Genomic DNA, 23892 nt, shown 5'->3' on the forward strand with positions numbered 1-23892 from the left:
GAGAACCGTGGATCAACACCCAGGTCAAGACACCAATCCGCCTGAATACAACACCAAACAGGCGCGCAAGGCCGGAATCACGGCGTTTGTCGGAACGACTATCGAGTGGTTCGACTTCTACATCTACGGAACCGCATCCGCCTTGGTGCTCGGCCCGCTGTTCTTCCCGGATGCGTCGCCGGCGGTGGGAACACTCGCCGCCTTCGCGACTTTTGCCGTGGGATTCGTGGCTCGTCCGGTCGGCGGAGTGGTGTTCGGTCATTTCGGAGACAAGTTCGGTCGCAAGAACGCCGTGATCATCACCCTCGCGCTCATGGGGTTGGGAACTGTCGGTGTCGGCCTCCTCCCTACGTACTCCCAGATCGGGATCTGGGCACCGATACTGCTTGTGGCACTGCGTGTTCTCCAGGGCATTGCCATGGGCGGCGAATGGGGTGGCGCCGTATTGATCGCCACCGAGTTCGCTCCCCCGAAGAAAAAGGTGCTCTACGGTGCGTTTGCGCAGCAGGGTTCACCGGTCGGCAACCTGCTCGCGACGCTGGCCTTCCTCGGCCTGACGTTGATGTCGGATTCCGTGTTCGAGTCGTGGGGTTGGCGTCTGCCGTTCCTCGGATCCGCAGCTTTGGTGATCGTCGCTCTCTACATCCGACTGCACATCTCCGAGACACCCGAGATGAAGAAGGCTGTTGCGGCACAGGAACGTACACGGATGCCGCTGGTCGAAGTGTTGCGTTCGCATCCCGTCGAACTTGCTCTCGGCGTCGGCGCTGTGGTTGCCGGTGTTGCCATCACGTACGTCAAGACAACCTTTGCGCTCTCCTGGGCGACAACGGATCTCGGCTTCGAGCGCAGTGACTTCCTCCTCGTGATCACCGTGGCACTGGTAGCCCAGGCGCTCGTACAGCCTTTCGGTGCTGTGCTGGCCACGCGGATCGATCCGTCGAAAGCGGTCCGTTGGATGCTGCTTCCGGAGATCGTGCTCCTACCACTGATGTTCGTGCTGGTTCAGACGGGCTCCGTGCCCTTGGCGATTCTGGGTATGGTCCTCGCGACGGCGCCTCACGCAATGTATTACGCCGCGTTGGCCGGCATCCTGGCGCAGGTTTTCCCCACCAATGTTCGGTATACCGGCATCTCTCTGTCGTACCAATTGTCGACAGCCGTATTTGCCGGAACGGCCCCGATGGTCAGCCAGTATCTGCTGACGCGAACCAACTCGATCTGGCCGGTCGTCGCTCTTGGGCTCGTGTATGTCGTTCTCTCCCTTGTCTGTATGACGGCACTGTTGCGCAGGAGTGCGCTGCACGCGCAAGGGCTGGAGTCGACGAGCTCCTCGAACATGACCGATGTTTCCACCCTGAAAGGCGTTGACCACTGATGAACTTTGCACACACCGACCCCGCTCTGGCAGCGGTAGTGGACAGATGGACCGCCGGGGCGGACCGAGAGACGTTGAACGGATTGCTCGACCGACTGGGCCGAGATGCCGCCGGCCGTTTGTCCGAGCTTGCCGACATCGCAGACAAGAACCCGCCGGTGCTGCAGCAATTCGACAAGGCCGGTGACCGCGTCGACCGGATTTCCTATCACCCGGCCTACCTGGAACTGTGCCGGGCGGCGTACAACGAGTACGGCCTGTCCGCCATGTCGCACCGAAAAGGGTTGCACGGATGGGACTCCGTGCATCCGCCACTCGCGAAGTACCTCGCGTCGTACATCTTCGTGCAGGCCGAGTTCGGGCTGGCCTGCCCGGTGTCGATGACAGATGCTGCTGCGCGGACCCTGCGTATGTTCGGTGATCCGGCCGTGTTCTCGCCCTGGATCGACGCGTTGACGTCGACGGACCCCGAGCAGGCGAAGACGGGTGCGATGTTCATGACCGAGATTCAGGCAGGCACCGACATCGCCTGCACCGAAACACGCGCCGAGCGCGACGGTGACGGATGGGTTCTGACGGGCAAGAAGTGGTTCGCCTCCAACCCGGATGCCGATGTGATCATCACCCTCGCAAGATTCCCGGGCGGACAGGATGGTTCGACGCGTGGAGTCGGAATGTTCATGGTGCCCAAGACCTTGGGATCCGGCGAGCGCAACAACCTCACGATCGATCGTCTCAAGGACAAGCTGGGTACGCGTTCGATGCCGAGCGGCGAGGTGACGCTGAACCGCGCGCACGCACTCCAGGTCGGTGAACTCGATCGAGGGTTCCGCCAGATGGCGGAGATGGTCAACACGTCTCGCCTCTCCAATGCGATGCGTTCGAGCGCTCTCATGCGCCGAGCAGTCCGCGAAGCCGTCGAACATTCGAAGAGCCGAGTCGTGTTCGGTAAGAAGCTCTTCGACCAGCCGCTGATGCGGGCGACGCTTCTTCCCCTTGCTCTCGATGCCGAGGCCTCGCTGGCCTTGGTGGCGTACAGCGCACAGTGTCTTCAGGCAGCAGACGGCGGCGACGAACAGGCGCGCGCACTGATCAGGGTGCTGACGCCGATCGCCAAACACTTTGTCTGCAAACGCGCGCGGGTGGTCACCGGCGAGGCCATGGAGGTGCGCGGAGGAAACGGCTACATCGAGGAATGGGCCAACGCGCGACTAGTGCGGGATGCTCACTTGGGCTCGATCTGGGAGGGCTCGAGCAATGTCATTGCGCTGGACGTACTTCGGTGCCTACGCAAGTTCAACTCGCACCGCACGGTCGCGGGAGCGATGACGGACATCCTGTCCACCGTCGGACCGGATTGCGAAGCCGGGGCCGGAGTTCTGTTGCGGCGCTGGGAGGAACTGGTAGAGGAAGGAGATCGTCTGATCTCCGGATCTGACGATGCCGCCCAGGCCGCCAGCGCAAAGTATGCCGACGAGTTGGCCCGTGCCGTCATGGCGACCCTGCTTTTCGATCTTGCGGATCACGGCATCCGACACGGTAATGGGTACCGGTCACTGCTGGTGGCGAATTCCTACCTGGCCGGTCTTGCCGGGAAGGTGCCGTCGGCTGCGCTCGGCAATCTCGACGTGATCACCGACGGCGGTGACGTCGAGCTGGATGATGCACGTGACGTCGTAGCCGAGTTCCTCTCTGTAGCAGGTGGTCATCGGTGAACTCGCCAACAGGCCCCACACCCCTCGCCGGCGTCCGTGTTCTAGATCTGTCGAAGATCCTTGCCGGGCCGTACGCAACCATGTCGCTTGCCGATCTCGGTGCCGACGTCACCAAGATCGAACACCCTGAAGGCGGCGACCCCACGCGTTCGTGGGGGCCTCCCTTCGTCGGGGTAGATGCCGCCTACTATCTCGCGATCAACCGCGGTAAGAAGTCGGTCACGATCGACCTCAAGTCCACCGAAGGACAGGAGATCATCCACCGCATGCTCGAAGAGACCGATGTAGTCGTCGAGAACTTCAAGCCGGGCAGCGGATTACAGAAGATCTTCGACTACCAGGCGCTGTCCGAGCTATACCCGCATCTGATCACCCTGCACATCTCTGCCTTCGGTGAAGAAGGACCGCTGCGCGACGAACCGGGGTACGACATGATCGCGCAGGCCGCGGGTGGGCTCATGTCGCTCACCGGTGAACCGGGTGGTGCTCCGATGAAATCCGGGTTTGCGTTGGGAGACTTGGGCGCAGCGCTTTTCGGACTGGTCGGTGTCCTGGCTGCATTGGTCGAGCGAGGCCGGACCGGGCGCGGACAGTACGTGACCACGTCGCTGTACGAGTGCCAACTCGCGATGCACGTGAACTGGGCGACCAGTTACTTCGCCACCGGTGAGCGCCCGACTGCGTTGGGCTCCGGTCATCCGAATCTTGCTCCGTATCAAGCATTTCCTGCCAGCGACGGGTACTTCGTCATCGCTGTTGGCAACGACGGGATGTGGGCGTCGCTGTGCGAGGCCATCGGAAGGAGTGAACTGGTCACCGATCCGCGTTTCGTCCACAACCGCGACAGGGTGGAGAACCGCGAGAGTCTGGAACGAGAACTCACCAGCGCCTTCACATCGGAAACCGTCGAACACTGGTGCACTCTTCTCGCCGAACGCGCCGTACCGGTCTCACCGATCCGGCATCTCGACGAGATCTACTCCGATCCCCACACCGCCGCGCTCGGAATGGTCGGAACCGTCGACCATCCGACGCTCGGACCGTTGAAGCAAGTGGCCTTTCCGGTCAACTTCTCCGGCCAGAGGCCACGTCTGACGTCGGCGCCGCCCGTTCTCGGCGCCGACAACGACGAAGTCCTTGGTACCGCTCAGGCCAGCCCGCTCAACGCAGGCGGTGTGTTGTCGTCGCGCCAAGCGATGGCCTCGGCAAGCGTCGTGAGGTCGTAGTCCGGTCCGCTGACGCCGACGGTGAAGAGCGAGACACCGTCGGCGACCAGGTCAGCAGCATTCTCGAGCCCAGGCCACGGAACCGAGTGCTCTACTTCCAGCGGGTTCCGGCCTACGTCGGCGCAATGGTCGGAGAGGATGCCTGACTTGCGCAGGTGTGTCTCGCGGTCACCGAAGCTGTGCCAGACGTCGGCGTACTCGGCGACCAAGCGCAGGGTCTTCTTCTCGCCGCCACCGCCGATGAGGACCGGGATGTTGCGCGTCGGCGGCGGGTTGCCCTTCGCCAGGCGGCCCGTGATGCGGGGGAGGTATTCGCCCAGCAGTTTCAGCCGTGAACCGGGAGTGCCGAAGTCGTATCCGAACTGGTCGTAGTCCTTCTCGAACCAGCCGGCACCGATGCCGAGGATCAGGCGTCCGCCGCTGATGTGGTCGACGGTTCGCGCCATGTCGGCGAGCAGATCCGGATTGCGGTAGCCACCACCGGTGACCAGGGCGCCGATTTCGACGCGTTCGGTCTGCTCGGCCCAGGCGCCGAGCATGGTCCAGCATTCGAAGTGGGCGCCGTCGGGATCGCCGGTCAACGGGTAGAAGTGGTCCCAGTTGAAGACGATGTCCACCCCGGCGTCCTCGGACCGCAAGACGGCGTCGCGTATCAACCCGTAATCGGGTGCGTGCTGGGGTTGGAGTTGAACACCGATGCGTACCGGACGAGTCATGCCACGCTCCTGACGAGAGGAATGGTTGTCTTCTCCCATCATGGCCGGGTGTGCGCGGTACCGCTACCGCCGCCGTCGGTGACGGGTTTGCCCGCACTTGTACCCACCCCTTTTCGAGCGAACGGTACTTTCGGCGCCTTAGATCGACTGAACATGCCGTTCGCTCAAACAGGGGGGCGGGCAGAAACAGGGGGCAGGCAAAAACAGGGGGCAGGCAAAAACAGGGGTGGTCTGCCCACAGCAGACAGGCGGGGCCGCGGCACTGCCGCGCCGGTAGGAATGGATTCATGACTACTGAAGCGCCCACCGATACCGGCTACCGTGACCTGTTGACAGACAGGCTCTTCCGACAGCGAACGATTCTGCTCACCGGCGAGGTCAACGACGCCATGGCCGAACGGGTGTGTTCGGAACTGGTGCTCCTCGCCACCACCGACCCCAAGCGCGACATCGTGCTTTACATCAATTCACCCGGCGGATCGGTGTTTGCCGGCCTGGCCATCTACGACACTATGAAGCTCATCCCCAACGACGTCGTGACGGTCGCGATGGGCTTCGCCGCCAGCATGGGCCAGGTGCTTCTCTGCTCCGGCACCCACGGCAAGCGAATCAGCCTGGCGCACAGCCGCATCATGATGCACCAACCTTCGGCGGGTATCGGTGGCACTGCGGTGGACATTGCGATCCAGGCCGAGAGCCTCGAGCTGATGAAGCGTCAATCGCAGGAAATCCTCGCCGCCGAAACGGGCCGGACCGTCGAAGAGATCGAGACCGACAGCGATCGGGATCGCTGGTTCACCGCCGAGCAGGCGCGCGAGTACGGAATCGTCGACCGCGTCGTGACGTCCTTCGCCGAGATCGCACCGCAAGCCACCTTCCCCAAGATCGGATTGTGACGTCATGTCCCAGTAAACGATTCCCAGTGTCATCGAGCGAACACCAACGGGTGAGCGATCTTTCGACATCTTCAGCAGGCTGCTCAACGAACGCATCGTCTTTCTCGGCACAGAGATCGACGACGGCGTCGCCAATGTCGTGATGGCTCAGATGCTGCATCTGCAGGCCGACAACCCGGATCGCGAAATCGGTTTGTACATCAACTCTCCCGGCGGTTCCACCACGGCGATGCTCGCGATCTACGACACCATGCAGTTCTTGAAACCGACGATTTCGACGTACTGCATGGGTCAAGCGGCTTCGGCTGCTGCAGTGCTTCTGGCCGCAGGTACTCCGGGCCATCGGCATGTTCTTGCCCATTCGCGGGTGCTGCTGCACCAACCGTCGACGCAAGGTAGCGGCACCATCTCGGACCTCGCGCTTCAAGCAGCCGAGATCCTGAGAATCCGGGAGCAGACCGAGGCGATTCTGAGTAAGCACACCGGTCAGAGCGTCGAGCGGCTCCGTAAGGACACCGATCGCGACAGGATCTTCACTGCCGACGACGCTATCTCCTACGGACTGGCTGACACCCTCATCGAAGGGAACTGATCAGGCTGCCATCAGGACGGGACCGGAGATCGGGGCGGGAGAATGTCCGAAGGTGAGGGAGTTGAGCGCAACGATCCTGTTACCCGCTCGGAACAGCAGGTGCTCGAGCGGCATCCCGAGCGCTTCGCAGATGGCGCGCAGAATTTCCGACGACGGTTCCTTCTTGCCCCGTTCGATCTCGGAGAGGTACTGCTTCGACATCCCGACCTTTGCGGCTACGTCGTCGAGAGTTCGGTCCTGATCGCGTCTGACCTCCCGCAGCACTCGTCCGTAGGCTTCACGAATCAGCGGGGGTTTGCGCACGGCGACAGCCGGATCGGGGAGTTCCGACTCACCCTTGACCAGGACCAGTCTGCGCGGCGCATCCATAGGCCGAGTATTCCAGCCGACCGGTTCGCACACCACCCGGTTCACCGAGGGCTGACATCTAGTCCGTTCGAACACCACCGGCAAGAAACATCGCTCGAAGAACGAAGGTCGCCTCGGGTCCGATGATCTCACCGACCAGGCTCGTGTAGCGGTCGACGAACTCGGGCCCGTGGGAGGCCTCGTCGGAAGTGGGGTCGCCGAGGTGGTGCGCAAGTTCGTGCAAGACAACGAATTCGCGTAGCGCCCACCGGCCGTCACGGTCGTCCGGGACGGCGATGACGTCGTTCGAGTAGTGAGCGGCGGCATTGCCGGCGCGGGAGCGTACGGACACCGGAACGGTTGCGCGAGGCCAGGTCGCGAGTACCCAGTTCAGCCCGAGTAGCTGATCGCAGTACGCCTGGACCGACTCGACGGAACCGAATTTGCGCTCGACCGGCAACGTGATGGTGGAACCCATGACCTCGACGCTCCGAAGTCCGCGCTCGTCGGCGCGATCGAACATGGTGCGCACCAACGTCTCTGCCTCGTAAACGGCGCTCCGCTGCGTATCCCTCACGAGTCGAGCTGCCCGCGCACCCCGCCGATCTCCGGCAGGTTTCCCAGACGTGCGGAGCGCGCCGCCCGATCACCCGCTCGTCGAGCATGCGAGGAGTGCCCGGCACTCGCGCGGCCACCACCCCGCCACGTCCCGCGCGCTTTGGAGTTGGACGAGTAGTAGTCCTTGAGCTCGATTTCCTTGTTGCGCAGCACGAGTGCGGTTTCCGAAGACGACGTGGCAGATTCTGCGATCGCTGCCTTCTCCGTCTCCTGCTTCGTCTCGGCCAACCGAGCGCCGATGCGGGACGCGTACGCCATCTGGAAGTTCAGGCGCGCCGTCACTCCGGCCACCGGCTTGCGGACCTGCGTGTTGACGCGTCGTCGTCCACGAGTTTCGACGACGGTCCGCACGGATGTTTCGCCGCGGTACGCCCCGGAGCGCACGTACGCGTCGGAGTCACGGACCATCTGGAAGAGCAGGCTCGAGTACAGCGCTTCGCACACGTCGATGTCACCGGCGAAGCCGTAGGCGTAGATGACGGCCGACGTCTGCGCGATGTCGCACTGTACGTCGTTGGCAGCGGCGATCGCGATGAACAACTGGGCGTACGTTCGCAGCCCGCGCTTGCCCGGTTCGCCGATGGTGATGAGCCGCTGAGTGGGTGTGGCACGTTTTTCCGAGGACGCGGTGTGCGCCCGCGCGACCGCCAGGTCGATCGCGGAACCGGTGGCCAACCGCTGCGCGGCGGCCATGAAGGCTTCACCTTCGTGTGGATTGTCGGTGGACTCCGCTTGGCGAAGCAGCGCACCGATGCGGGTCAGCATCTTCTCCGAACTCACCGTGAAAGACTACGCTCGCGCGCCGACACGGACGTTTATGCTGCTAGCGCACACGCTCACCCTCAACTTGGATCGTCCGGCACGTTCCTGCCGGTAGAAGGGATCAACCCCGTCATGGCTTCAGTGACTTTCGAGAGCACCACCTGCCTGTTCCCCGGATCGAACACCCCGGCAGTGGACAAGCTCGACCTCGAGATCGAGGACGGCGAGTTCCTCGTCCTCGTCGGACCATCCGGCTGCGGAAAGTCGACCACCCTGCGCATGCTCGCCGGGCTCGAAGACGTCCACAGCGGGCGCATCCTCATCGGCGACCGCGACGTCACCGGTCAGGAACCGAAAGAGCGCGACATCGCGATGGTCTTCCAGAACTACGCGCTGTACCCGCACATGTCGGTGGCCGAGAACATGGGTTTTGCGCTCAAGCTCGCCGGAACCAACAAGACGGAGATCCGCGCCCGCGTCGAAGAGGTCGCGAAGATGCTCGATCTCGAGCCGTACCTCGACCGCAAGCCCAAGGCGCTGTCCGGTGGTCAGCGTCAGCGAGTGGCGATGGGCCGCGCCATCGTCCGCCAGCCGCAGGTCTTCCTCATGGACGAGCCCCTCTCGAACCTCGACGCGAAACTCCGTGTTCAGACACGCACGCAGATCGCTCAGCTGCAACGACGCCTCGCGACGACGATGGTCTACGTGACCCACGACCAGGTCGAGGCCATGACGATGGGTGACCGCGTCGCAGTCCTCGAAAAGGGAATCCTGCAGCAGTGCGCCTCGCCGCGCGAGCTCTACAACAAGCCGAAGAACGTCTTCGTCGCCGGCTTCATGGGTTCACCCGCGATGAACCTGTTCACCCTCCCCGTCGTCGACGGCGGCGTCGCATTCGGTGACGGGATCGTTCCGGTTCCGCGCGAGACGATGAACGGTGTCGTCGAAACCGAGGTTGTTCTGGGTATTCGCCCCGAGCACCTCGAGATCGCCGCCGAAGGCCTGCCGATGGAGGTCGACGTCGTCGAGGAACTCGGTTCCGACGCCTACGTCTACGGACGCACCACGATCGGCGGACGGTTGCAGCAGATCGTTTCGCGTGGTGACTGGCGCAACCCGCCGCAGAAGGGCGAGCGAGTCAACCTGCGCGTCGACCCTGAGAAGGTGCACATTTTTGCCACCACCGACGGGCGTCGCCTGGGTTAGGCGGACCTGTCAAACGACACATGACCGATTCAGGTTCGGCGTAATACCCACAAGTAGGGGTGTCTCGTGCCACAGTAGGGGCCGATGCCGGGAGCCGGCACCCATGGCGCATGCCGTGAGCCGGCTCTCGGTGACCGTCTATTTGTCATACACATACGGGGAGCGAATCCATGGTTCTGAACTCGAAGGCGATGCGCCGCGCTGCAATTGCAGCCACGGCAGCGTCCATGCTGGTACTGGCAGGCTGCTCGTCCGATTCGGACAAGGACAGCGGAACCAGCACCACGGCCGCATCCGGGGGATCGTCCTCGAGCGAAGGCCGCGGACCCATCACGATCGTCGAGGGGCAGGATGCCCTGAACGAGGCGCTCGAAAACATCATCACCGACTGGAATGCGGAGCATCCGGACGAGAAGGTCACGCTCAAGCCGCTGGCCAAGGAAGCCAACGCGCAGGTCGACGACATCACCCAGCGCATGCAGGCCAAGAGCGACGAGTACGACCTCATCGGCGTCGACGTCGTCAACACCGCTCAGTTCGCCGCAAACGGCTGGCTGCTGCCGCTCGAGGGTGACCTCGCGATCGACGAGTCCGGCCTCCTGCCGTCGACCGTCGCTTCGGGCACCTACAACGGCAAGCTCTACGCAGCGCCGAAGAACACCAACGCCGCGTTCCTGTACTACCGCAAGGACCTCGTCGAGAAGGCTCCCACCACGTGGGCCGAGCTCAAGGAAAACTGCCCGAAGGCTGTCGAAGCCGGCATCTCCTGCTACATCGGTCAGTTCAAGAACTACGAGGGCCTGACGGTCAACACCACCGAGATCACCAACGCTTTCGACGGCCCGTGGGTCGGCCCGGACGGACTCACCCCGGCCATCGACGACAAGACGAAGGCAGGCGTTCAGTCGATCGTCGACAACTTCGCCGACAACACCATCCCGCAGGAAGCACTGACCTACTCCGAGGGCGAGTCGCAGACCGCGTTCGGTGACGGCAAGGCACTCTTCATGCGCACGTGGTCCGGCTTCTCGGTCGACGGTGAGAAGACCTCGGTTGCCGGCAAGTACGGCTACACCGTTCTTCCGGGTGTCGACGGACCGGGCGCTTCGACCGTCGGCGGCTACAACGTCGGCATCAGCGCGTACTCCGACGCGCCGGCAACGGCTCGTGACTTCCTCGAGTTCATGCAGACCAAGAAGTCGCAGACGTACTTCACCGAGGTCGGCGGCGCACCCGTCCTCTCGGCTGTCTACGACGACCCGGCAGTGCTCGCCCAGTTCCCGTACTTCGCGACCCTGAAGGAAGCACTCGCTACCGCTCAGCCGCGCCCCGTCACGCCGTACTACACGCAGGTGTCGAAGTCGATCTCCGACAACACCTACGCTGCTATTCGCGGCGAGAAGACCGTCGAGCAGGCTTTGGCGGACACCAAGGCCGGCATCGAAACCGCCGGTAACTGATCTACCAGGAGCAATAAGCAATGGCAGAACCGCAGGATCCTTCCGCGGCTGTGCCTACCAACCCCACGGTCGGGGCCGGTTCAACCGGTCCCGACCGTTCGGGCGTTGGTGGGAGACACCGTGCACCGGAACCGCTAGAAGAGCCGTCGGCATCCGAGGCAGCAGGGACATCCCTGACCAAGGTTCTGCCTGACCTTGCAGCTACTCCACCCCCACCGACCTCGCCCCCGCCTGCGTCGGCCGACAAGCCGAAGAAGCGTCGACGAGTTCCGGTGTGGGCGTTCGTCGCACCGTCGCTGATCGTTCTCGCCGTCATCATTCTGTATCCGCTCGGACGAGCGATCTGGATGTCGATGCACAGCGACGGCAAGAAGCTCGACCCCGAGACCGGCATGTTCGTCACCGGTCAGTTCACGTGGTTCGAGAACTACAAGAACTGGATCACCCAGTCCTGCAACACCGCCAACGGCTCGATTCCCTGCCCGCCCGGCACGCTCGGATCGCAGTTCTGGCAGTCGATCGGAAATACGTTCGGCTTCACCGTCGTCACCGTCCTGCTCGAGACGGTGATCGGTCTGTCGATGGCGCTGATCATGGCCAAGACGTTCCGCGGCCGCGGTTTGCTCCGCGCCTCCGTGCTGATTCCCTGGGCCATCCCCACCGCCGTCACCGCGAAGCTCTGGTTCTTCATCTTCGCCAACGACGGCATTGCCAACAAGATCCTCGGCACCAACATCCTGTGGACGGCGGATCCCTGGCCGGCACGATTCGCGATCGTCGTCGCCGACGTCTGGAAGACCGCGCCGTTCATGGCGTTGCTGATTCTCGCGGGTCTGCAGATGATTCCCGCCGACGTCTACGAGGCCGCCAAGGTCGACGGCGCGACGGCCTGGCAGCGATTCCGCATGATCACGCTTCCGCTGGTCAAGCCCGCACTCATGGTGGCCGTGCTCTTCCGCACGATGGACGCGCTGCGCATGTACGACCTGCCCGCGATCATGATGGGATCCAATCCCGCCACCTCCACCATCTCGGTTCTGGTGGTCGATCAGATGCGCGTCGGCGCCAATTCGGCGTCGGCCCTGTCCACCATCACGTTCCTCATCATCTTCGCTGTGGCCTTCATCCTGGTCCGATTCCTCGGAGCCAATGCGGTCAGCACGCAGGAAAAGCAGCGGAAGGGGGAGCCGGTATGAACAAGGCACTACGCGGCAAGATCGGCACCTACATCGGCGTCGTACTGATCATCGTGTGGGGACTCGCTCCCTGCTACTGGATGATCGTGACGGCGTTGCGCGACCCGGCTGACACGTTCTCGACGTCGCTGTGGCCCACCAATCTCACGCTGTCCAACTTCACCGCGGCGCTCGATCCCGACGCGAAGGTGAACTTCACCCGGGCACTGATGAACAGCCTCATCATCGCGGGCGCGACCACGCTGATCGCCTTGGTCATCGGTGTGTTCACCGCCTACGCGCTCTCGCGATTCGATTTCCGTGGCAAATACTTCGTCACCGGAATCATCCTCGGCGCGTCCATGTTTCCGGTCGTCGCTCTCGTGACCCCGCTGTTCCAGTTGTTCACCGACATCGGCTGGATCGGCAGCTACAAAGCGCTGATCATCCCGAACATCTCGTTCGTGCTGCCGCTGACGGTCTACACGCTGACGTCGTTCTTCTCCGAACTTCCGTGGGAGCTCGAAGAAGCGGCGCGTATCGACGGCGCCACCCGTGGCCAGGCGTTCCGTCTGATCATGCTGCCGCTCGCCGCGCCGGCCCTGTTCACCACCGCGATTTTGGCTTTCATCGCAACGGTCAACGAGTACCTGCTTTCGCTGCAACTCTCGAGTGACAAAACCGCGCCCGTCACGGTGGCGATGGCCAAATTCTCCGGAACCGACCCATTCGTCACGCCGTACACCTCGATCATGGCCGGCGGAACCCTTGTGATGATCCCGCTGGTCATCATGGTTCTCATCTTCCAGCGACGCATCATCGCCGGTCTGACCGCAGGCGGCGTCAAGTCGTGATGCGCGCCTGCGCGCGGTTTCGATGAGGCGGGCTTCGCGCGCCCAGCGCATGGAGCTGATCGCCGGCTTCATCTCGGTCTTCGCCCTCATGGCGTTGATCGGCGCTGTGGTCGCGATCGTCAAGGGCGACCCCGGCGTGATGCCGTCTTTGGTGCTGCTCGGTTGCGTCGTCGCTCTCGGGCTGGCGTTCCGCGGATATCGGAACGCGGTCCGAGCAGAACGTCGCGAGTAGCCAGCCCGGTAGGGTGACATTTCGGTATCGCAGTTGCCGGGAGTTATCTGATCGAGATATCACCCTGGTGGAATGGTGCCGGTAAGTCCGGATCCACGACCGGGAGTGTTGAGTGAGTCCATCGAACAGATCGAGTGCGACGGGTGGCGATCAGTCGTCGGCTCGATCGGGCAAGTCGGCTAATTCCCCACGGTCGAGCAAGTCGGCCAAGCCGGAGAAGAAGCAGCGCTCCAAGTGGCGGTACGTCCGGCGGACCATCTACGTTCTCGTGCTCCTGATGATCATCGTGCCTGCGTCGGTTTTTGCTGTCGCGTACAGCCGGACCGATGTCCCGCGCCCCTCGGACATGCAGACCAATCAGGTGTCCACCATCTACATGGCCGACGGCACGACCGTGCTCGGCAAGGTGGTGCCGGCGGAGGGAAACCGCACCGAGGTCGCGTTGTCGGCCATCCCGATTCACGTCCGCGATTCGGTGCTCTCGGCGGAGGATCGCAACTTCTACACCAACCCCGGCTTCTCGATCTCCGGATTTGCTCGCGCTGCCCGAGACAACGTGATGGGCAAGGAAAGCGCCGGCGGTGGCTCGACGATCACTCAGCAATACGTGAAGAACGTCTTGGTCGGTGACAAGCGCAGTATCGACAGGAAGCTGCGTGAGCTTGTCATCTCCGCCAAGATGGCGCGCGAATGGTCCAAGGACGACATTCTTGCCGCGTATCTCAACACCATCTACTTCGGTCGCGGTGCCTACGGCATCGCCGCCGCGTCGAACGCGTACTTCGACAAGCCGGTCAGTGAGCTGAGCGTCGAGGAAGGCGCAGTTCTCGCTTCCGTCATCCAGAGCCCTTCGTTCCTGGACCCCGAGACCAATCTGTCCGCGCTGCAAGCGCGCTGGGACTACGTTCTCAACGGCATGGTGGAACTGGGCAGCCTGACCAAGACGGATCGCGACGCGATGCAGTTCCCGGCTGTCGCCCCCGCCAATCGGCCGACCGATCTGAACCAGGCGCCCGGACCCGAAGGCCACATCAAGACTCAGGTACTCAAGGAACTGGCCGAGGCCGGTATCAGCGACCAGACGCTGAACACCGCTGGTCTGCAAATCACGACAACCATCGACCCGGTTGCGCAGGAAGCTGCGCTTGGCGCCGTCAAGCGGAATCTCGACGGTGAACCGGAAGACCTGCGGACCGCAGTAGTGTCCATCGACCCCAAGACCGGTGGCGTCGACGCCTATTACGGCGGTGACGACGGAGCGGGATTCGACTACGCCCAGGCGCCGCTGCAGACCGGTTCAGCGTTCAAGGTCTTCGGCCTGGTCGCAGCATTGATGGAAGACATTCCGCTGTCCGCACGGTTCGACAGTTCACCGCTCACGATCAACGGTGTGACCATCGGAAACGTCGGCGGCGAATCCTGTGGTCGATGCACCATCGCCGAGGCACTCAAGCGTTCGCTGAACACCAGCTTCTACCGGTTGATGCTCTCGATGGAGAACGGTGCCCAGAAGATCGCCGACGCCGCCCATCTGGCCGGCATCCCCGAACAGATTCCCGGACTCGACTACCCGACGCTCACACAGGAGGGTGGTCCGCCGGAGAACGGAATCGTGCTCGGCCAGTATCAGTCTCGTGTTATCGACATGGCATCCGCGTATGCGACGCTCGCCAACTCCGGTGTGTACCAGCAGCCGCACTTCATCCAGAAGGTCGTGACGGCCGAAGGTGAAGTCCTGCTCGATCGCCCGGTCTCTCCCGGTGAGCGTCGTCTCGATGCTGCCGTTGCCGACAACATCACGCAGGCAATGCTGCCGATCGCGTCGTACTCGAACGGTCACGCGCTCGCCGGTGGACGCCCGTCTGCTGCCAAGACCGGCACCGCGCAGTTGGGTGACACGGGGCAGAACAAGGATGCGTGGATGGTCGGTTACACGCCGTCACTGTCCACCGCGGTGTGGATCGGAACTTCCGACGCTCAGGCCATCACCAACTCCTACGGCGGCTTGATCTACGGCTCCGGAGTGCCTGCGGACATTTGGAAGAGCACGATGGACGGCGCGTTGAAGGGCTCCGACTGGGAGAGCTTCCCGTGGCCCGATCCCATCGGCGGGCAGGCCGGCGTTCCCGCCAACTCCGGTGTGACCTCGGGTGACGGGACGGGCACGCCCACGACGGGCGCGGCCGCTCCCCCAGCGCCCATCGAGGTGCCCGGCCTGCCGCCGATCGAAGTGCCGCAGCTTCCCCAGTTGCCGCGTCAGATCGAGATCTTGCCTGGCATCGTCATCCCGCTACCGGGCTGACACAGCGCTCGATTTCCGGCTCTCAGGCCTGATCGTCGAAGAGACCGAGCTGGGTCGGCGCTGCATCCTTGGCGGGAAGTACGACGACGCGCAGTCCGCGCCTGAGGTTGCGAATCGCGTGCGTCCACGCGCGCTTTTCGCCCGCACACAGGTCGGTGTCGTCGTCCTTGCGCCGGATGGACTCGGTCAACGCCTCGTGCCAGGCCGTCTCCTGCTCCTGGCTGATCCTCAGGTAGTCGAGAATGGTGTCGCGGTCGTGCTCACAGATCACGGCAACCTCTTCGGCGCTGAGCTCGCCCGTTCCGTCCGCGTCGAGTTCGAGGAGCGCCATGAGCGCCGGAGGAAATTCGTGGCACTCGTGTGATTCGTATTCGGCACCGGGATCTTCGTGCTCGGAGGCCATCCCGTCGTTGAAGGCGGTGTCTCCGGTAGCGCGAATGGGTTGCCCGCCCAGTTCTTCGGCGAGTTCGTCGGATGCTTCGGCCAATTCGGCGAACGAGCGCAGAGCCCGCAGGAGGTGCTCGGCGACGAAGGGTGCGCCGTCTACGCGGACCACGCCCAGCACACTCTGCTCGACGAGAATGAGTTTGATGGTCGGCCACTGCCGATTGAGCTGGGCGAGAACAACAGCAGCGTTATCGACGTTCTCCACCGAATGCACGACCCGCGAGAACACCTCCACGTACTCGTCGTCCTCGAGGACACGAACATAGGTGACCTGCTCACCGCGGACGAGCGGGATGTCGCCGTCGTCGTCACGCTTGGGTGGATGGCCGAGAAGGCGTTCGACGGCCCCGTCGACCAGGATCCGCAGCATGTCACCCGAACCCGAGGGAGCGTGCGACGGCGTCGTGGCGAACGCCGGCGTCGACTCGCGTCCACTGGTGCTGGCACGCAGGAATGACGGGTGCGCAATGCTCCACATCTCGCGGAAGACACGCAACACCTTGGTCACCAGTTCCTCGGGACGAGTGCGGTCGACGTCGATGTAGAAGGACATGGACCCGTTGCCCTCGGGCTCGTGCTCGCACAGATCGGGAGCGCTGAACCCCATGTCGAGCAGCGCGGAGTGATCTTCCGGTTCGAGCATCCGCAGTGGATGCAGAAACCTGTTGGAAGGGACTTCACAGCGCACGGAGGTCTGGTTCCACGCGAAGAACTGGATGCACGCGGGTGCGTCTGCCAGTTCGTCCATGCTGTCGTAATGCGACTCCACCACGAGAGTGTCGTCGTCCTCCATCACGGAGATGTAGCGAGCGAGATGAGTCTCGAAAGTAGTCCAGGCACTCAGGATTTCCAGATCGAAAGTATTGTCCGACATCGTCGCTCCTCTGGTCCGGGGGGCGCATGGGGCCCTACCGACGACTCGCCGAAACCCCTGCTTTTCAAACCCCGCCTACGACGGTAGTCCCGGGGTCCGACAGTGACAGTGTTCGTAGTATCCGAAGCGACCGTGTTTCCAGTCAGGGAATTATCTTCCGAGCCTGCAGATTGGCGAAGATGTCGAGGAACATCGCTTCGGTGTCGACGTGGCGGTGAAATCCGAACCGCCGAGCTTTCGATCCGTCAGCGAAAAAGTCGTAGTCCCATCCGAATACGAAGTCACCGAACCCCCAGGACGAGACATCGGAATACGGGGTCCGAGCAAGTTGGTGTTCCTCGACGAGTTCATCCCACACCGACTCCTTGTCCGCCATTGCGACATCGAGGGACATCGGGAGCGGAGGTGCGACGTCCATGTCGAAGAAGGCTGCGATCTTCGGCCACATCTCCTGCCAGCGAAACAGGTCGCCGTTGTTGATGTTGAACGCCTGATTTGCGCACTCGGGATTGGTCGCGGCCCAGACCGTTGCTTCGGCCAGGAGTCCGGCGTCGGTCATCTCGATCAAGCTGGTGTACGCGCCGGGTTTGCCGGGAAACCGGAGTGGGACACCCAGTTTCTTCGAGATGGTCGCGTAGACGGCGATGACCATCGCGAGGTTCATCGGGTTGCCCAACGCGAATCCGGAGACGACCGAGGGTCTGATCGCCGACCACGTCCACGACTTGCCGAGCTGCCTGCGTTCGAGGAACTGCTGTTGGTCGACGTTGAACTCGGGTGGCATGTGCGGTGGATCGCTCTCGCGGGCCGGAGTTTTGAACGGTCCGAGATGTGCCCCGTAAACCTTGTAGCCCTGCATCAGGCTGACGTGCTCGAGTCCGCCGGCAACGGGTTCGATGGCGTCGAGAGTGTTGACCAGCATCGCCAAGTTGGGCGGAACCAGCTCGGCCCATGTCGGGCGGTCTTGATAGGCGGCGTAGAAGACGTGGGTGACGTCGTCCAGTCCGCTCAGTGCCGCTGCAGCCCGGGAAGGATCGAGCAGGTCGACTGCGATGTGTTCGACCCGGTCGGTGTTCGTGCCGCCTCGGCGCGAGAGTCCGATGATCTTCCATTCGCCGGTTGATTCGAGGTGATCGATCAAGTTCCCACCGATCACACCTCGGGCTCCGACCACGAGTGCGACTTTATTGTGATGCACCATTTCAGCCTCCCATTGGAATATCGCGATGTTGCGATATAGGGAGTGAACCATATATATCGGCATTTCGCGATCTAGCGGTATGATCTCGAGCATGGAAGACGCAACAACCGAGTGGGAAACGGCGTTCAAGGCGCTGGCCAACCCGATGCGTGTACAAATCCTGCAGTGGTTGAAAGACCCCGGGAGCTTTCCCCCTCAGCTCGAGCCTGCCGAGGAGGTCGGAGTGTGCCTCAAGCACATACAAGCGAGGGCGAAGGTGTCGCAGTCGACTGCGTCTCAGTACATGGCCGCACTCCAGGCTGCGGATCTGGTCACCACCACACGAATCGGCCAGTGGAGGCATTACAAACGAAACGAGCAACAGATCGAGAAGCTTGCTGCATTCATCAGGCAGGGCTTGTAGGTACCAGCACCTGACCGATCCCTCCGGAACCGCGGACGTTGTGGCAAAACCTCACATCGCCGGAGCTGTCGGTATGTGCATTGTGGTCGTTTCTCGGGTTGCTCGCGGTCCTTACGCTCGGCAGAGGAGTCCGGCGAGGAGAGGCATGCGATGAGTCGTGAGAGCTGGGTGGGCCGTGATGCCCGATCCATCGCCGAGGCCGTGCGGTCGGGTCAGGCGTCGGCGCGGACCGTCGTCGAAGATCATCTCGCACGGGTCGACGAATGCAACGGCGAGCTCAACGCACTGGTCACCGTGTGCGCCGAGGACGCGCGTGCGGCCGCAGACAACCTGGATGAACGTCGCCTTCTCGGCGAGACACTCGGCCCCCTTGCCGGGGTTCCGTTCACGGTCAAGGACTTGATCGCTACTGCCGGCGTGCGTACCACCGCCGGTTCTCGCACTCTGGCGGACAACATACCGGCCGTCGACGCCCCGGCCGTTGCAGCGTTCAAGGCTGCCGGCGCAATCCTGATCGGCAAGACCAACACGCCGGAATTCGGCGCGTGCGGCCTGACTCGCAACGAATTGTTCGGAACCACGGCCAGCCCGGTGCGACCGGACGGCGTCGTCCGGTCCCCCGGCGGATCGAGTGGCGGCGAGTCCGCGTCGGTTGCTGCCGGAATGAGCGTGCTCGGACTCGGTACGGATTTTGGTGGTTCGGTGCGTTGGCCCGCCCACTGCACCGGGCTCACTTCGGTTCGCCCGACGCTCGGCCGTATCGACCCTGAAGGGCAATACCCCGGCGTGCTTTCGGATGGACGGGTACTCGCCAATCCGGCGACGATGCACGGCACGATCCAGACCATCGGCCCCCTGGCCCGCAACCTCGGTGATGCGACGCTTGCGCTGCGCGTCCTGTCGAAGCCGCATTTCTCGTGGACCGAGCCGGACTCGGTCGACGTCGAACACCTCGACATCCGCTGGGCACCCGGCGAAGGGACCATGCCTGTCGACGAAAAAATCCTGTCGGCGGTTCGCTCGGTGGCGAACAACCTGGACGCGAGTGAGTACGACGGTCTGGCTCTGCCGCGGGCCAACGCGCTTTTCGGCGCGTTGCGATCGGTCGAGACCCATGCGGACATCCACTCTCTCACCGCAGGTTCAGCGCACTCTTTCGACGCGGACATCACTGCCATGCTTGCCGCAGGCCATGATCGGAGTTCAGCCGAGGTGGAAGCGCTGTGGGCGGATCGTGCGATGTTGATCGCCGACTTCCTCGGCGAGATGGGCGACGTGCTGATTCTGCCGGTTGCGTCGGTGCTCGCTCCGCCGCTCGGTGTGGAGAGCTTCGAGGTGGGCGGTCGTGAACTCACGTGGATGGACGCGCTCGCGAGTTGCCGGGCGATCAGTGTGCTCGGCCTTCCGTCGGTCGTGGTTCCGGTAGGACTCTCCCGCAACGGTTTACCGGTCGGAGTGCAAGTGGTGGCGCGGCCGTTCCACGAGCACGTTGCGCTGTCCGTGGCGGCGCGAATCACGTCGAATGCGCAAGCTCTAGTCTGACTTCCATCTTTCGGTTTCGGCTGCGAAACGTGTTGCGTACGAGTCGGCCAGGTCGTGAAGCGTGGTGACGCAGTCGCCGTAGTACGTCGGTGCATGCATGGTAGCCAGAATCCGCGGCTCGAGGTCGGCCAGGGCGCGGATCGTGGGTTCGAGATCCGGGGTGAGGCAGGTGGCGTGGCCCAAGTCCTCGGCTTCCAAAGCGGGACCGACGATTTCGTGCTCGGTAGTCGCGGGGTGGTGCCCGAACGCAGTGAAGAGATCTCCGCAGAACAGCGTGGACGTCGTCTCCTCGAACATCAGGCCCGCGTCCCAACCGTGCGGGACGTGCGGGGTGTCGATGTGGCGAACGCGGCGCCTGCCGGTTTCGAGTACGTCGCCGTCCTGCAAGGGAAGTGGCGCCCGATCGGCCAGATCGTTGACCTGAACGAAGCACCCCATCGCGCCGTGCGCCACTTGTGCTTCGGGGGCCGCCGCAAGCCAGGAGTTCATGGACCCGCACTCGTCGGCCTCGACGTGACCGAACGTGATCCATTTCAGACGGTCGATGTCGATCAGCGTGGAGAGTGCGTCGGAAGCCGAGGTGAACAACGCTCGCTGCCCGGTGTGGAAGAGCAAGGGTTCCTCGCCGTCGACGAGAAACTGGTTCATCGTGAGGTTCGCTTCGTCCACGAAGGTCGACAGTCGGTAGATGTCCGGCGCGATTTCGGTGATCGTGGTGGTCATCGCTGTGCTCCGATCAGGGCTGTTGTGCACGTCAATCTGTCTTCTCCAGCCTTCTCGCCGCCCCGCGCCTGCACAAGGCTCTGGAATAGTGGAGGACGTGTTCGTACTACTGCTGACAGGCCCGCCGGGCGCGGGGAAGAGTTCCGTGCTGACCGCGCTTCACGATCGACTCGGCGAGGCCGGGGTGAGCAACGCGATGATCGAGGTGGACGAACTCGAGCGGTGCTACCCGCCGCTGGGAACCGAGCGGGCAATCGCACACGTCGGGATGTTGTGCGCGTCGTACCAGGAAGCGGGGTACGAACTCCTGTTCCTCACGGCGACCGTCGAAGACGACGACTACGGGCATGCCTTGCTGGCCGCGACCGGCGCCGAGGGGCACCTGCTGGCGCGCCTCGAGGCCGATCCGGATACGTTGCGCACCAGAATCGTCGAACGTGAACCGGCCGGCTGGGCCGGGCTCGACGGTCTGGTGGAAGCGTCACAACTGCTGGCCGGTTCGATGCCGACGCTCAGTGGGGTCGACGTGGTTCTGAGCACAGAAGGCCGCGATCCCGAAAGTGTTGCCGATGATCTGGAAGCGGCTCTGCGAGAACGCAGTCCAGCGCTCTTAGCTGTCGGTGTTCAGAGCGGTGACCACTGAAGCGAACATCGTCGACTTGATTGCCCCCAGCGTGCCCGCATTCTTCGGGCCGATCGGCGCAACCATTTCGATGGCCTTGGCGGTCAAAGCGTCGACGGAAGCGGTGAAGTCCACCAAACCGGCTGCGAATGCGTCACTTCCGCCGTATCGCCGCCCCGTGGTCATGGCGACGATTGCCGACGCCGGGCTGAGCTTGGCCTGGATGAGAGCTGCCATTCCTTCGGTGAAGGGGATGTTGATGTCCACCTCCGGGAAGCAGTAGTAGCCGCGATCATCGCGCATGACGCGGTAATCGTGCGCGATGCCGAGCATGGCGCCCGCTCCGAAGGCGTGGCCGTTGATCGCCGCGACGGTGGGCATGGGGAACGTCAGCATCCGGGTGAACAGCGACTGGACTTGCTGCACATACCACTTCGCCTTGTCGCCGTTCGCGCCCAGCCAGTCGAGGTCGAGTCCGTTGGAGTAGAACTTGCCCGTCGCCGTGGTGACCAGGGCATGTGCGCCTTCGCTTAAAGCCTGGTCGAGCAGCTTGTCGACGGAATCGAGCCAATCCGGCGAGAATCGATTCTCGTCCTCGCCGAGATCGAGAACGGCGATCTTGTCTTCGAAGCGCAGAGTTGCGGTCATGATTGGCCTTTCCTGTTGCGGGGCTTGGGCAGTGGTGGGTCGAGATGCAGAACCGCTCGAACGGCGGCATCCAACCGCGCGCGCGCTGCGGCGTCGGGGACTCGCCAACCGTCGGCGCGTTTGGCGGGATGAATGAGCAGTCCGGTAGGCAGGCCGACAACACAGGCTTCGATTGCTTCGACGGCTCGGCCGTCCTTGCGGCCCCAGAGCGCGGTCGACAACCGGATGAACAAGTCGACCAGAGACCGGTCGAGTTGTGTGAGTTTCTCGGCGATGTCGGCAGGGACGTCGGTGCCGAGCAGTTCGTCGCGCTGAATCGTCAGCAGCAGCAACGCGGATTGTGGGTAGTCGAGCGCGAAGACGGCCGGAACTTCGGCGGCTGCGACGACGGCGGAAACCGCGGAGGTCGGCGCGGGGTCCGCGAGAGAGTCGTCCACTCTCGATTGCTGAAGCGCGAGAAATCGTTGCGCGGCACGCAGCCACGCGCTACCGACCAGTCCACTGCGAGAGCCGAATGCGTGATAGATCGCCCCGTTGGATACACCGGTGGCGTCGGAGACCGCCCTGACCGTGACAGCGCTCGGCCCGGCAGTGGCGGCAAGTTTTTCGGCAGCGTCGAGCAGCGTGTCGAGATCGTGGACGCGTGGCCGAGGCATGAACGCACAGTAACAGAGCGTCTGCTCTGTTACTAGTGTGCGGTCAGATCACCGAATTTGCGCGAAGATCCTCGATCTCCTCCGGGCGCAGGCCGAAGTCGGTGAGTACGCCGTCGGCGTCACCGCCGAGAGTCATGGGTGGCGCATTCCTGACGGGAAGGGTCTTGCCGTCCACCCAGAACGGTCCGCGGACAACGGGAATCGATGTTCCGTCGGCGCTCTGGGTCTGCTCGACCATCTGCAATGCCTCGACCTGCGGGTCGGAGAACACCTGATCGATCGAATGAATCGGGCCGCAGGGGATTCCGGCACCGCGGATCTCGGCGATCCACTGTGCGGCGCCCTTCGTGGTCAGTAGGTCCTCGAGTTCTTTGGTCAGTTGGTCTCGGTGCGCCAAACGTTCTTTACCCGTGGCATATTCGGCACGGAAGGCGAGATCGGGGTCGCCGATAACCGAGCACAGCGCGATCCAGTGCTTGTCCGAGCCGGTGGCAATGTTGATCGGGAAGTCGGCAGTGTCGAAAGCGCCGTACGGCGTGATCGTCGGGTGCGTATTGCCGTTCGGCGTCGACACCCGCCCGGTGCTCAGGTAGTCCTGCGCCTGGAAGGTCATGATCGAGATCGCGGATTCCAGCAACGAGGTCTGCACGCGGTGCCCACGACCATCGCGTCCGCGCGAAGCCAACGCCGCCGTGATACCCAGCGCCGCGTAGATGCCCGAGACCGTGTCGATGATGGGGATACCGACCCGCATCGGGGTCTGTTCCCCGGCGCCGGTGACCGACATCAACCCGGACATGCCCTGGGCCACCTGATCGAGTCCGGGCGCGAACTGGTCCGGGCCCACCGGGCCGAAACCACTGATGCTCATCACGACGAGACCCGGATTCTCCTGCTCGAGCGAATCGGGATCGAGCCCCATGTCGGCCAGCACTCCCGGACGGAAGTTCTCGACCAGCACATCCGCGTCGAGGGCCAGGCTGCGAAGCAGTTTCCGCCCGCGGTCACTGCGCATGTCGATGGCGATCGACCTCTTGCCGCGGTTCACGGAAGCGAAGTAGAGGCTTCGATCGCCGTCGAACGGCGGCCACTGACGCGAACTGTCGCCGGAGCCACGGGTTTCGACCTTGACCACGTCGGCGCCGAAGTCCGAGAGCAGCGACGTGCACAGAGGGCCCGCGAGAGCGCGGGTGAGGTCGAGAACTTTGATACCGCTGAGCAATTGGTCCATGGGAGAAACCTCGGTTCTGTGGTGTGCAACGTCGCCCACTCGATCCGTCGCACCATCTGCGTGAA

The 23892-nt window shown here is 63.3% G+C and carries 24 protein-coding genes; 14 read left to right on the top strand and 10 right to left on the bottom strand.

Going from position 1 to position 23892, the window contains the following annotated elements:
- Positions 1-7 precede the first annotated feature (7 nt).
- The 3 genes from ABX74_RS25615 to ABX74_RS25625 are packed head-to-tail and all read left to right on the top strand — an operon-like array spanning position 8 to position 4319.
- The gene (locus ABX74_RS25615; RefSeq protein ID WP_047889988.1) at positions 8-1378 is read left to right on the top strand and encodes an MFS transporter; all 1371 of its coding nucleotides are present in this window, start codon (positions 8-10) and stop codon (positions 1376-1378) included.
- Positions 1378-3093, top strand: a complete 1716-nt coding sequence (locus tag ABX74_RS25620) for an acyl-CoA dehydrogenase family protein (RefSeq protein ID WP_047889989.1) — start codon at positions 1378-1380, stop codon at positions 3091-3093. The genes ABX74_RS25615 and ABX74_RS25620 overlap by 1 nt, the downstream gene beginning before the upstream one ends.
- Positions 3090-4319 (top strand): CaiB/BaiF CoA transferase family protein, encoded by a 1230-nt coding sequence (locus ABX74_RS25625; RefSeq protein ID WP_047889990.1) that lies wholly within the window; start codon positions 3090-3092, stop codon positions 4317-4319. Before ABX74_RS25620 ends, ABX74_RS25625 begins: the two co-directional genes overlap by 4 nt.
- Here ABX74_RS25625 and ABX74_RS25630 read toward each other — a convergent pair.
- Entirely contained in the window at positions 4241-5035 is a 795-nt protein-coding gene (locus ABX74_RS25630) for an LLM class F420-dependent oxidoreductase (RefSeq protein WP_020971420.1), read from the bottom strand. The two genes, ABX74_RS25625 and ABX74_RS25630, sit on opposite strands and share 79 nt — an antisense overlap.
- Positions 5036-5322: 287 nt before the next feature.
- Between ABX74_RS25630 and ABX74_RS25635 the strand changes: the two genes are divergently transcribed.
- Both ABX74_RS25635 and ABX74_RS25640 read left to right on the top strand, forming a co-directional pair.
- The gene (locus ABX74_RS25635) at positions 5323-5931 is read left to right on the top strand and encodes a ClpP family protease (protein ID WP_020909763.1); all 609 of its coding nucleotides are present in this window, start codon (positions 5323-5325) and stop codon (positions 5929-5931) included.
- Between the two features lie 19 nt (positions 5932-5950).
- Positions 5951-6523 (top strand): ATP-dependent Clp protease proteolytic subunit, encoded by a 573-nt coding sequence (locus tag ABX74_RS25640; protein ID WP_047889991.1) that lies wholly within the window; start codon positions 5951-5953, stop codon positions 6521-6523.
- Here the strand turns inward: ABX74_RS25640 and ABX74_RS25645 are convergent, their stop codons facing one another.
- The 3 genes from ABX74_RS25645 to ABX74_RS25655 are packed head-to-tail and all read right to left on the bottom strand — an operon-like array spanning position 6524 to position 8269.
- A complete protein-coding gene (locus ABX74_RS25645) occupies positions 6524-6892 on the bottom strand; it encodes a helix-turn-helix domain-containing protein (RefSeq protein WP_003946041.1) in 369 nt (122 codons plus the stop codon).
- Between the two features lie 58 nt (positions 6893-6950).
- Complete coding sequence (locus ABX74_RS25650) at positions 6951-7448, bottom strand: TIGR04338 family metallohydrolase (protein ID WP_047889992.1); 498 nt, start codon at positions 7446-7448, stop codon at positions 6951-6953.
- The gene (locus ABX74_RS25655; RefSeq protein ID WP_024487897.1) at positions 7445-8269 is read right to left on the bottom strand and encodes a DUF2786 domain-containing protein; all 825 of its coding nucleotides are present in this window, start codon (positions 8267-8269) and stop codon (positions 7445-7447) included. The genes ABX74_RS25650 and ABX74_RS25655 overlap by 4 nt, the downstream gene beginning before the upstream one ends.
- Before the next feature lie 114 nt (positions 8270-8383).
- Between ABX74_RS25655 and ABX74_RS25660 the strand changes: the two genes are divergently transcribed.
- From ABX74_RS25660 to ABX74_RS25685, 6 genes are all read left to right on the top strand, one after another.
- Positions 8384-9457, top strand: a complete 1074-nt coding sequence (locus tag ABX74_RS25660; RefSeq protein WP_003946073.1) for an ABC transporter ATP-binding protein — start codon at positions 8384-8386, stop codon at positions 9455-9457.
- Between the two features lie 170 nt (positions 9458-9627).
- Entirely contained in the window at positions 9628-10917 is a 1290-nt protein-coding gene (locus tag ABX74_RS25665; protein ID WP_003946022.1) for an ABC transporter substrate-binding protein, read from the top strand.
- A 20-nt stretch (positions 10918-10937) separates the two neighbouring features.
- Entirely contained in the window at positions 10938-12113 is a 1176-nt protein-coding gene (locus ABX74_RS25670; RefSeq protein ID WP_020971415.1) for a carbohydrate ABC transporter permease, read from the top strand.
- Positions 12110-12946: a carbohydrate ABC transporter permease gene (locus tag ABX74_RS25675; protein ID WP_019746113.1), complete on the top strand. Its 837-nt coding sequence runs from the start codon at positions 12110-12112 to the stop codon at positions 12944-12946. The genes ABX74_RS25670 and ABX74_RS25675 overlap by 4 nt, the downstream gene beginning before the upstream one ends.
- Before the next feature lie 22 nt (positions 12947-12968).
- Positions 12969-13178 (top strand): hypothetical protein, encoded by a 210-nt coding sequence (locus ABX74_RS25680; RefSeq protein WP_019746112.1) that lies wholly within the window; start codon positions 12969-12971, stop codon positions 13176-13178.
- A 112-nt stretch (positions 13179-13290) separates the two neighbouring features.
- Entirely contained in the window at positions 13291-15480 is a 2190-nt protein-coding gene (locus ABX74_RS25685; RefSeq protein WP_041815441.1) for a transglycosylase domain-containing protein, read from the top strand.
- 22 nt (positions 15481-15502) lie between these two features.
- Here ABX74_RS25685 and ABX74_RS25690 read toward each other — a convergent pair whose 3' ends face one another.
- Both ABX74_RS25690 and ABX74_RS25695 read right to left on the bottom strand, forming a co-directional pair.
- Positions 15503-16801 carry a T3SS (YopN, CesT) and YbjN peptide-binding chaperone 1 gene (locus tag ABX74_RS25690; RefSeq protein WP_020909759.1) on the bottom strand — a complete coding sequence of 433 codons (1299 nt, stop codon included), beginning with the start codon at positions 16799-16801 and terminating at the stop codon, positions 15503-15505.
- A gap of 142 nt (positions 16802-16943) precedes the next feature.
- Positions 16944-18002, bottom strand: coding sequence for an SDR family oxidoreductase (locus ABX74_RS25695; protein WP_047889993.1), 1059 nt, complete (start codon positions 18000-18002; stop codon positions 16944-16946).
- A 91-nt stretch (positions 18003-18093) separates the two neighbouring features.
- Here ABX74_RS25695 and ABX74_RS25700 point away from each other — a divergent pair, with 91 nt between their 5' ends.
- Both ABX74_RS25700 and ABX74_RS25705 read left to right on the top strand, forming a co-directional pair.
- A complete protein-coding gene (locus tag ABX74_RS25700) occupies positions 18094-18405 on the top strand; it encodes an ArsR/SmtB family transcription factor (RefSeq protein ID WP_007735219.1) in 312 nt (103 codons plus the stop codon).
- A 150-nt stretch (positions 18406-18555) separates the two neighbouring features.
- A complete protein-coding gene (locus ABX74_RS25705; protein WP_047889994.1) occupies positions 18556-19947 on the top strand; it encodes an amidase in 1392 nt (463 codons plus the stop codon).
- Here the strand turns inward: ABX74_RS25705 and ABX74_RS25710 are convergent.
- Positions 19939-20670, bottom strand: a complete 732-nt coding sequence (locus ABX74_RS25710) for a hypothetical protein (protein ID WP_020909757.1) — start codon at positions 20668-20670, stop codon at positions 19939-19941. The two genes, ABX74_RS25705 and ABX74_RS25710, sit on opposite strands and share 9 nt — an antisense overlap.
- A gap of 97 nt (positions 20671-20767) precedes the next feature.
- On the opposite strand from ABX74_RS25710, the gene ABX74_RS25715 reads away from it, so the two are divergent.
- A complete protein-coding gene (locus ABX74_RS25715; RefSeq protein WP_223258007.1) occupies positions 20768-21313 on the top strand; it encodes a hypothetical protein in 546 nt (181 codons plus the stop codon).
- On the opposite strand, the gene ABX74_RS25720 is transcribed toward ABX74_RS25715, so the two are convergent.
- The 3 genes from ABX74_RS25720 to ABX74_RS25730 are packed head-to-tail and all read right to left on the bottom strand — an operon-like array spanning position 21281 to position 23827.
- Positions 21281-21940: an enoyl-CoA hydratase-related protein gene (locus tag ABX74_RS25720; protein WP_047889996.1), complete on the bottom strand. Its 660-nt coding sequence runs from the start codon at positions 21938-21940 to the stop codon at positions 21281-21283. The two genes, ABX74_RS25715 and ABX74_RS25720, sit on opposite strands and share 33 nt — an antisense overlap.
- Positions 21937-22596, bottom strand: coding sequence for a helix-turn-helix domain-containing protein (locus ABX74_RS25725; protein WP_047889997.1), 660 nt, complete (start codon positions 22594-22596; stop codon positions 21937-21939). Before ABX74_RS25725 ends, ABX74_RS25720 begins: the two co-directional genes overlap by 4 nt.
- Positions 22597-22639: 43 nt before the next feature.
- Positions 22640-23827, bottom strand: a complete 1188-nt coding sequence (locus tag ABX74_RS25730; RefSeq protein ID WP_020971408.1) for a CaiB/BaiF CoA transferase family protein — start codon at positions 23825-23827, stop codon at positions 22640-22642.
- Positions 23828-23892: the final 65 nt, after the last annotated feature.

The sequence above is a fragment of the Rhodococcus sp. ARP2 genome (assembly GCF_001029585.1).
Lineage (GTDB): Bacteria > Actinomycetota > Actinomycetes > Mycobacteriales > Mycobacteriaceae > Rhodococcus_F > Rhodococcus_F erythropolis.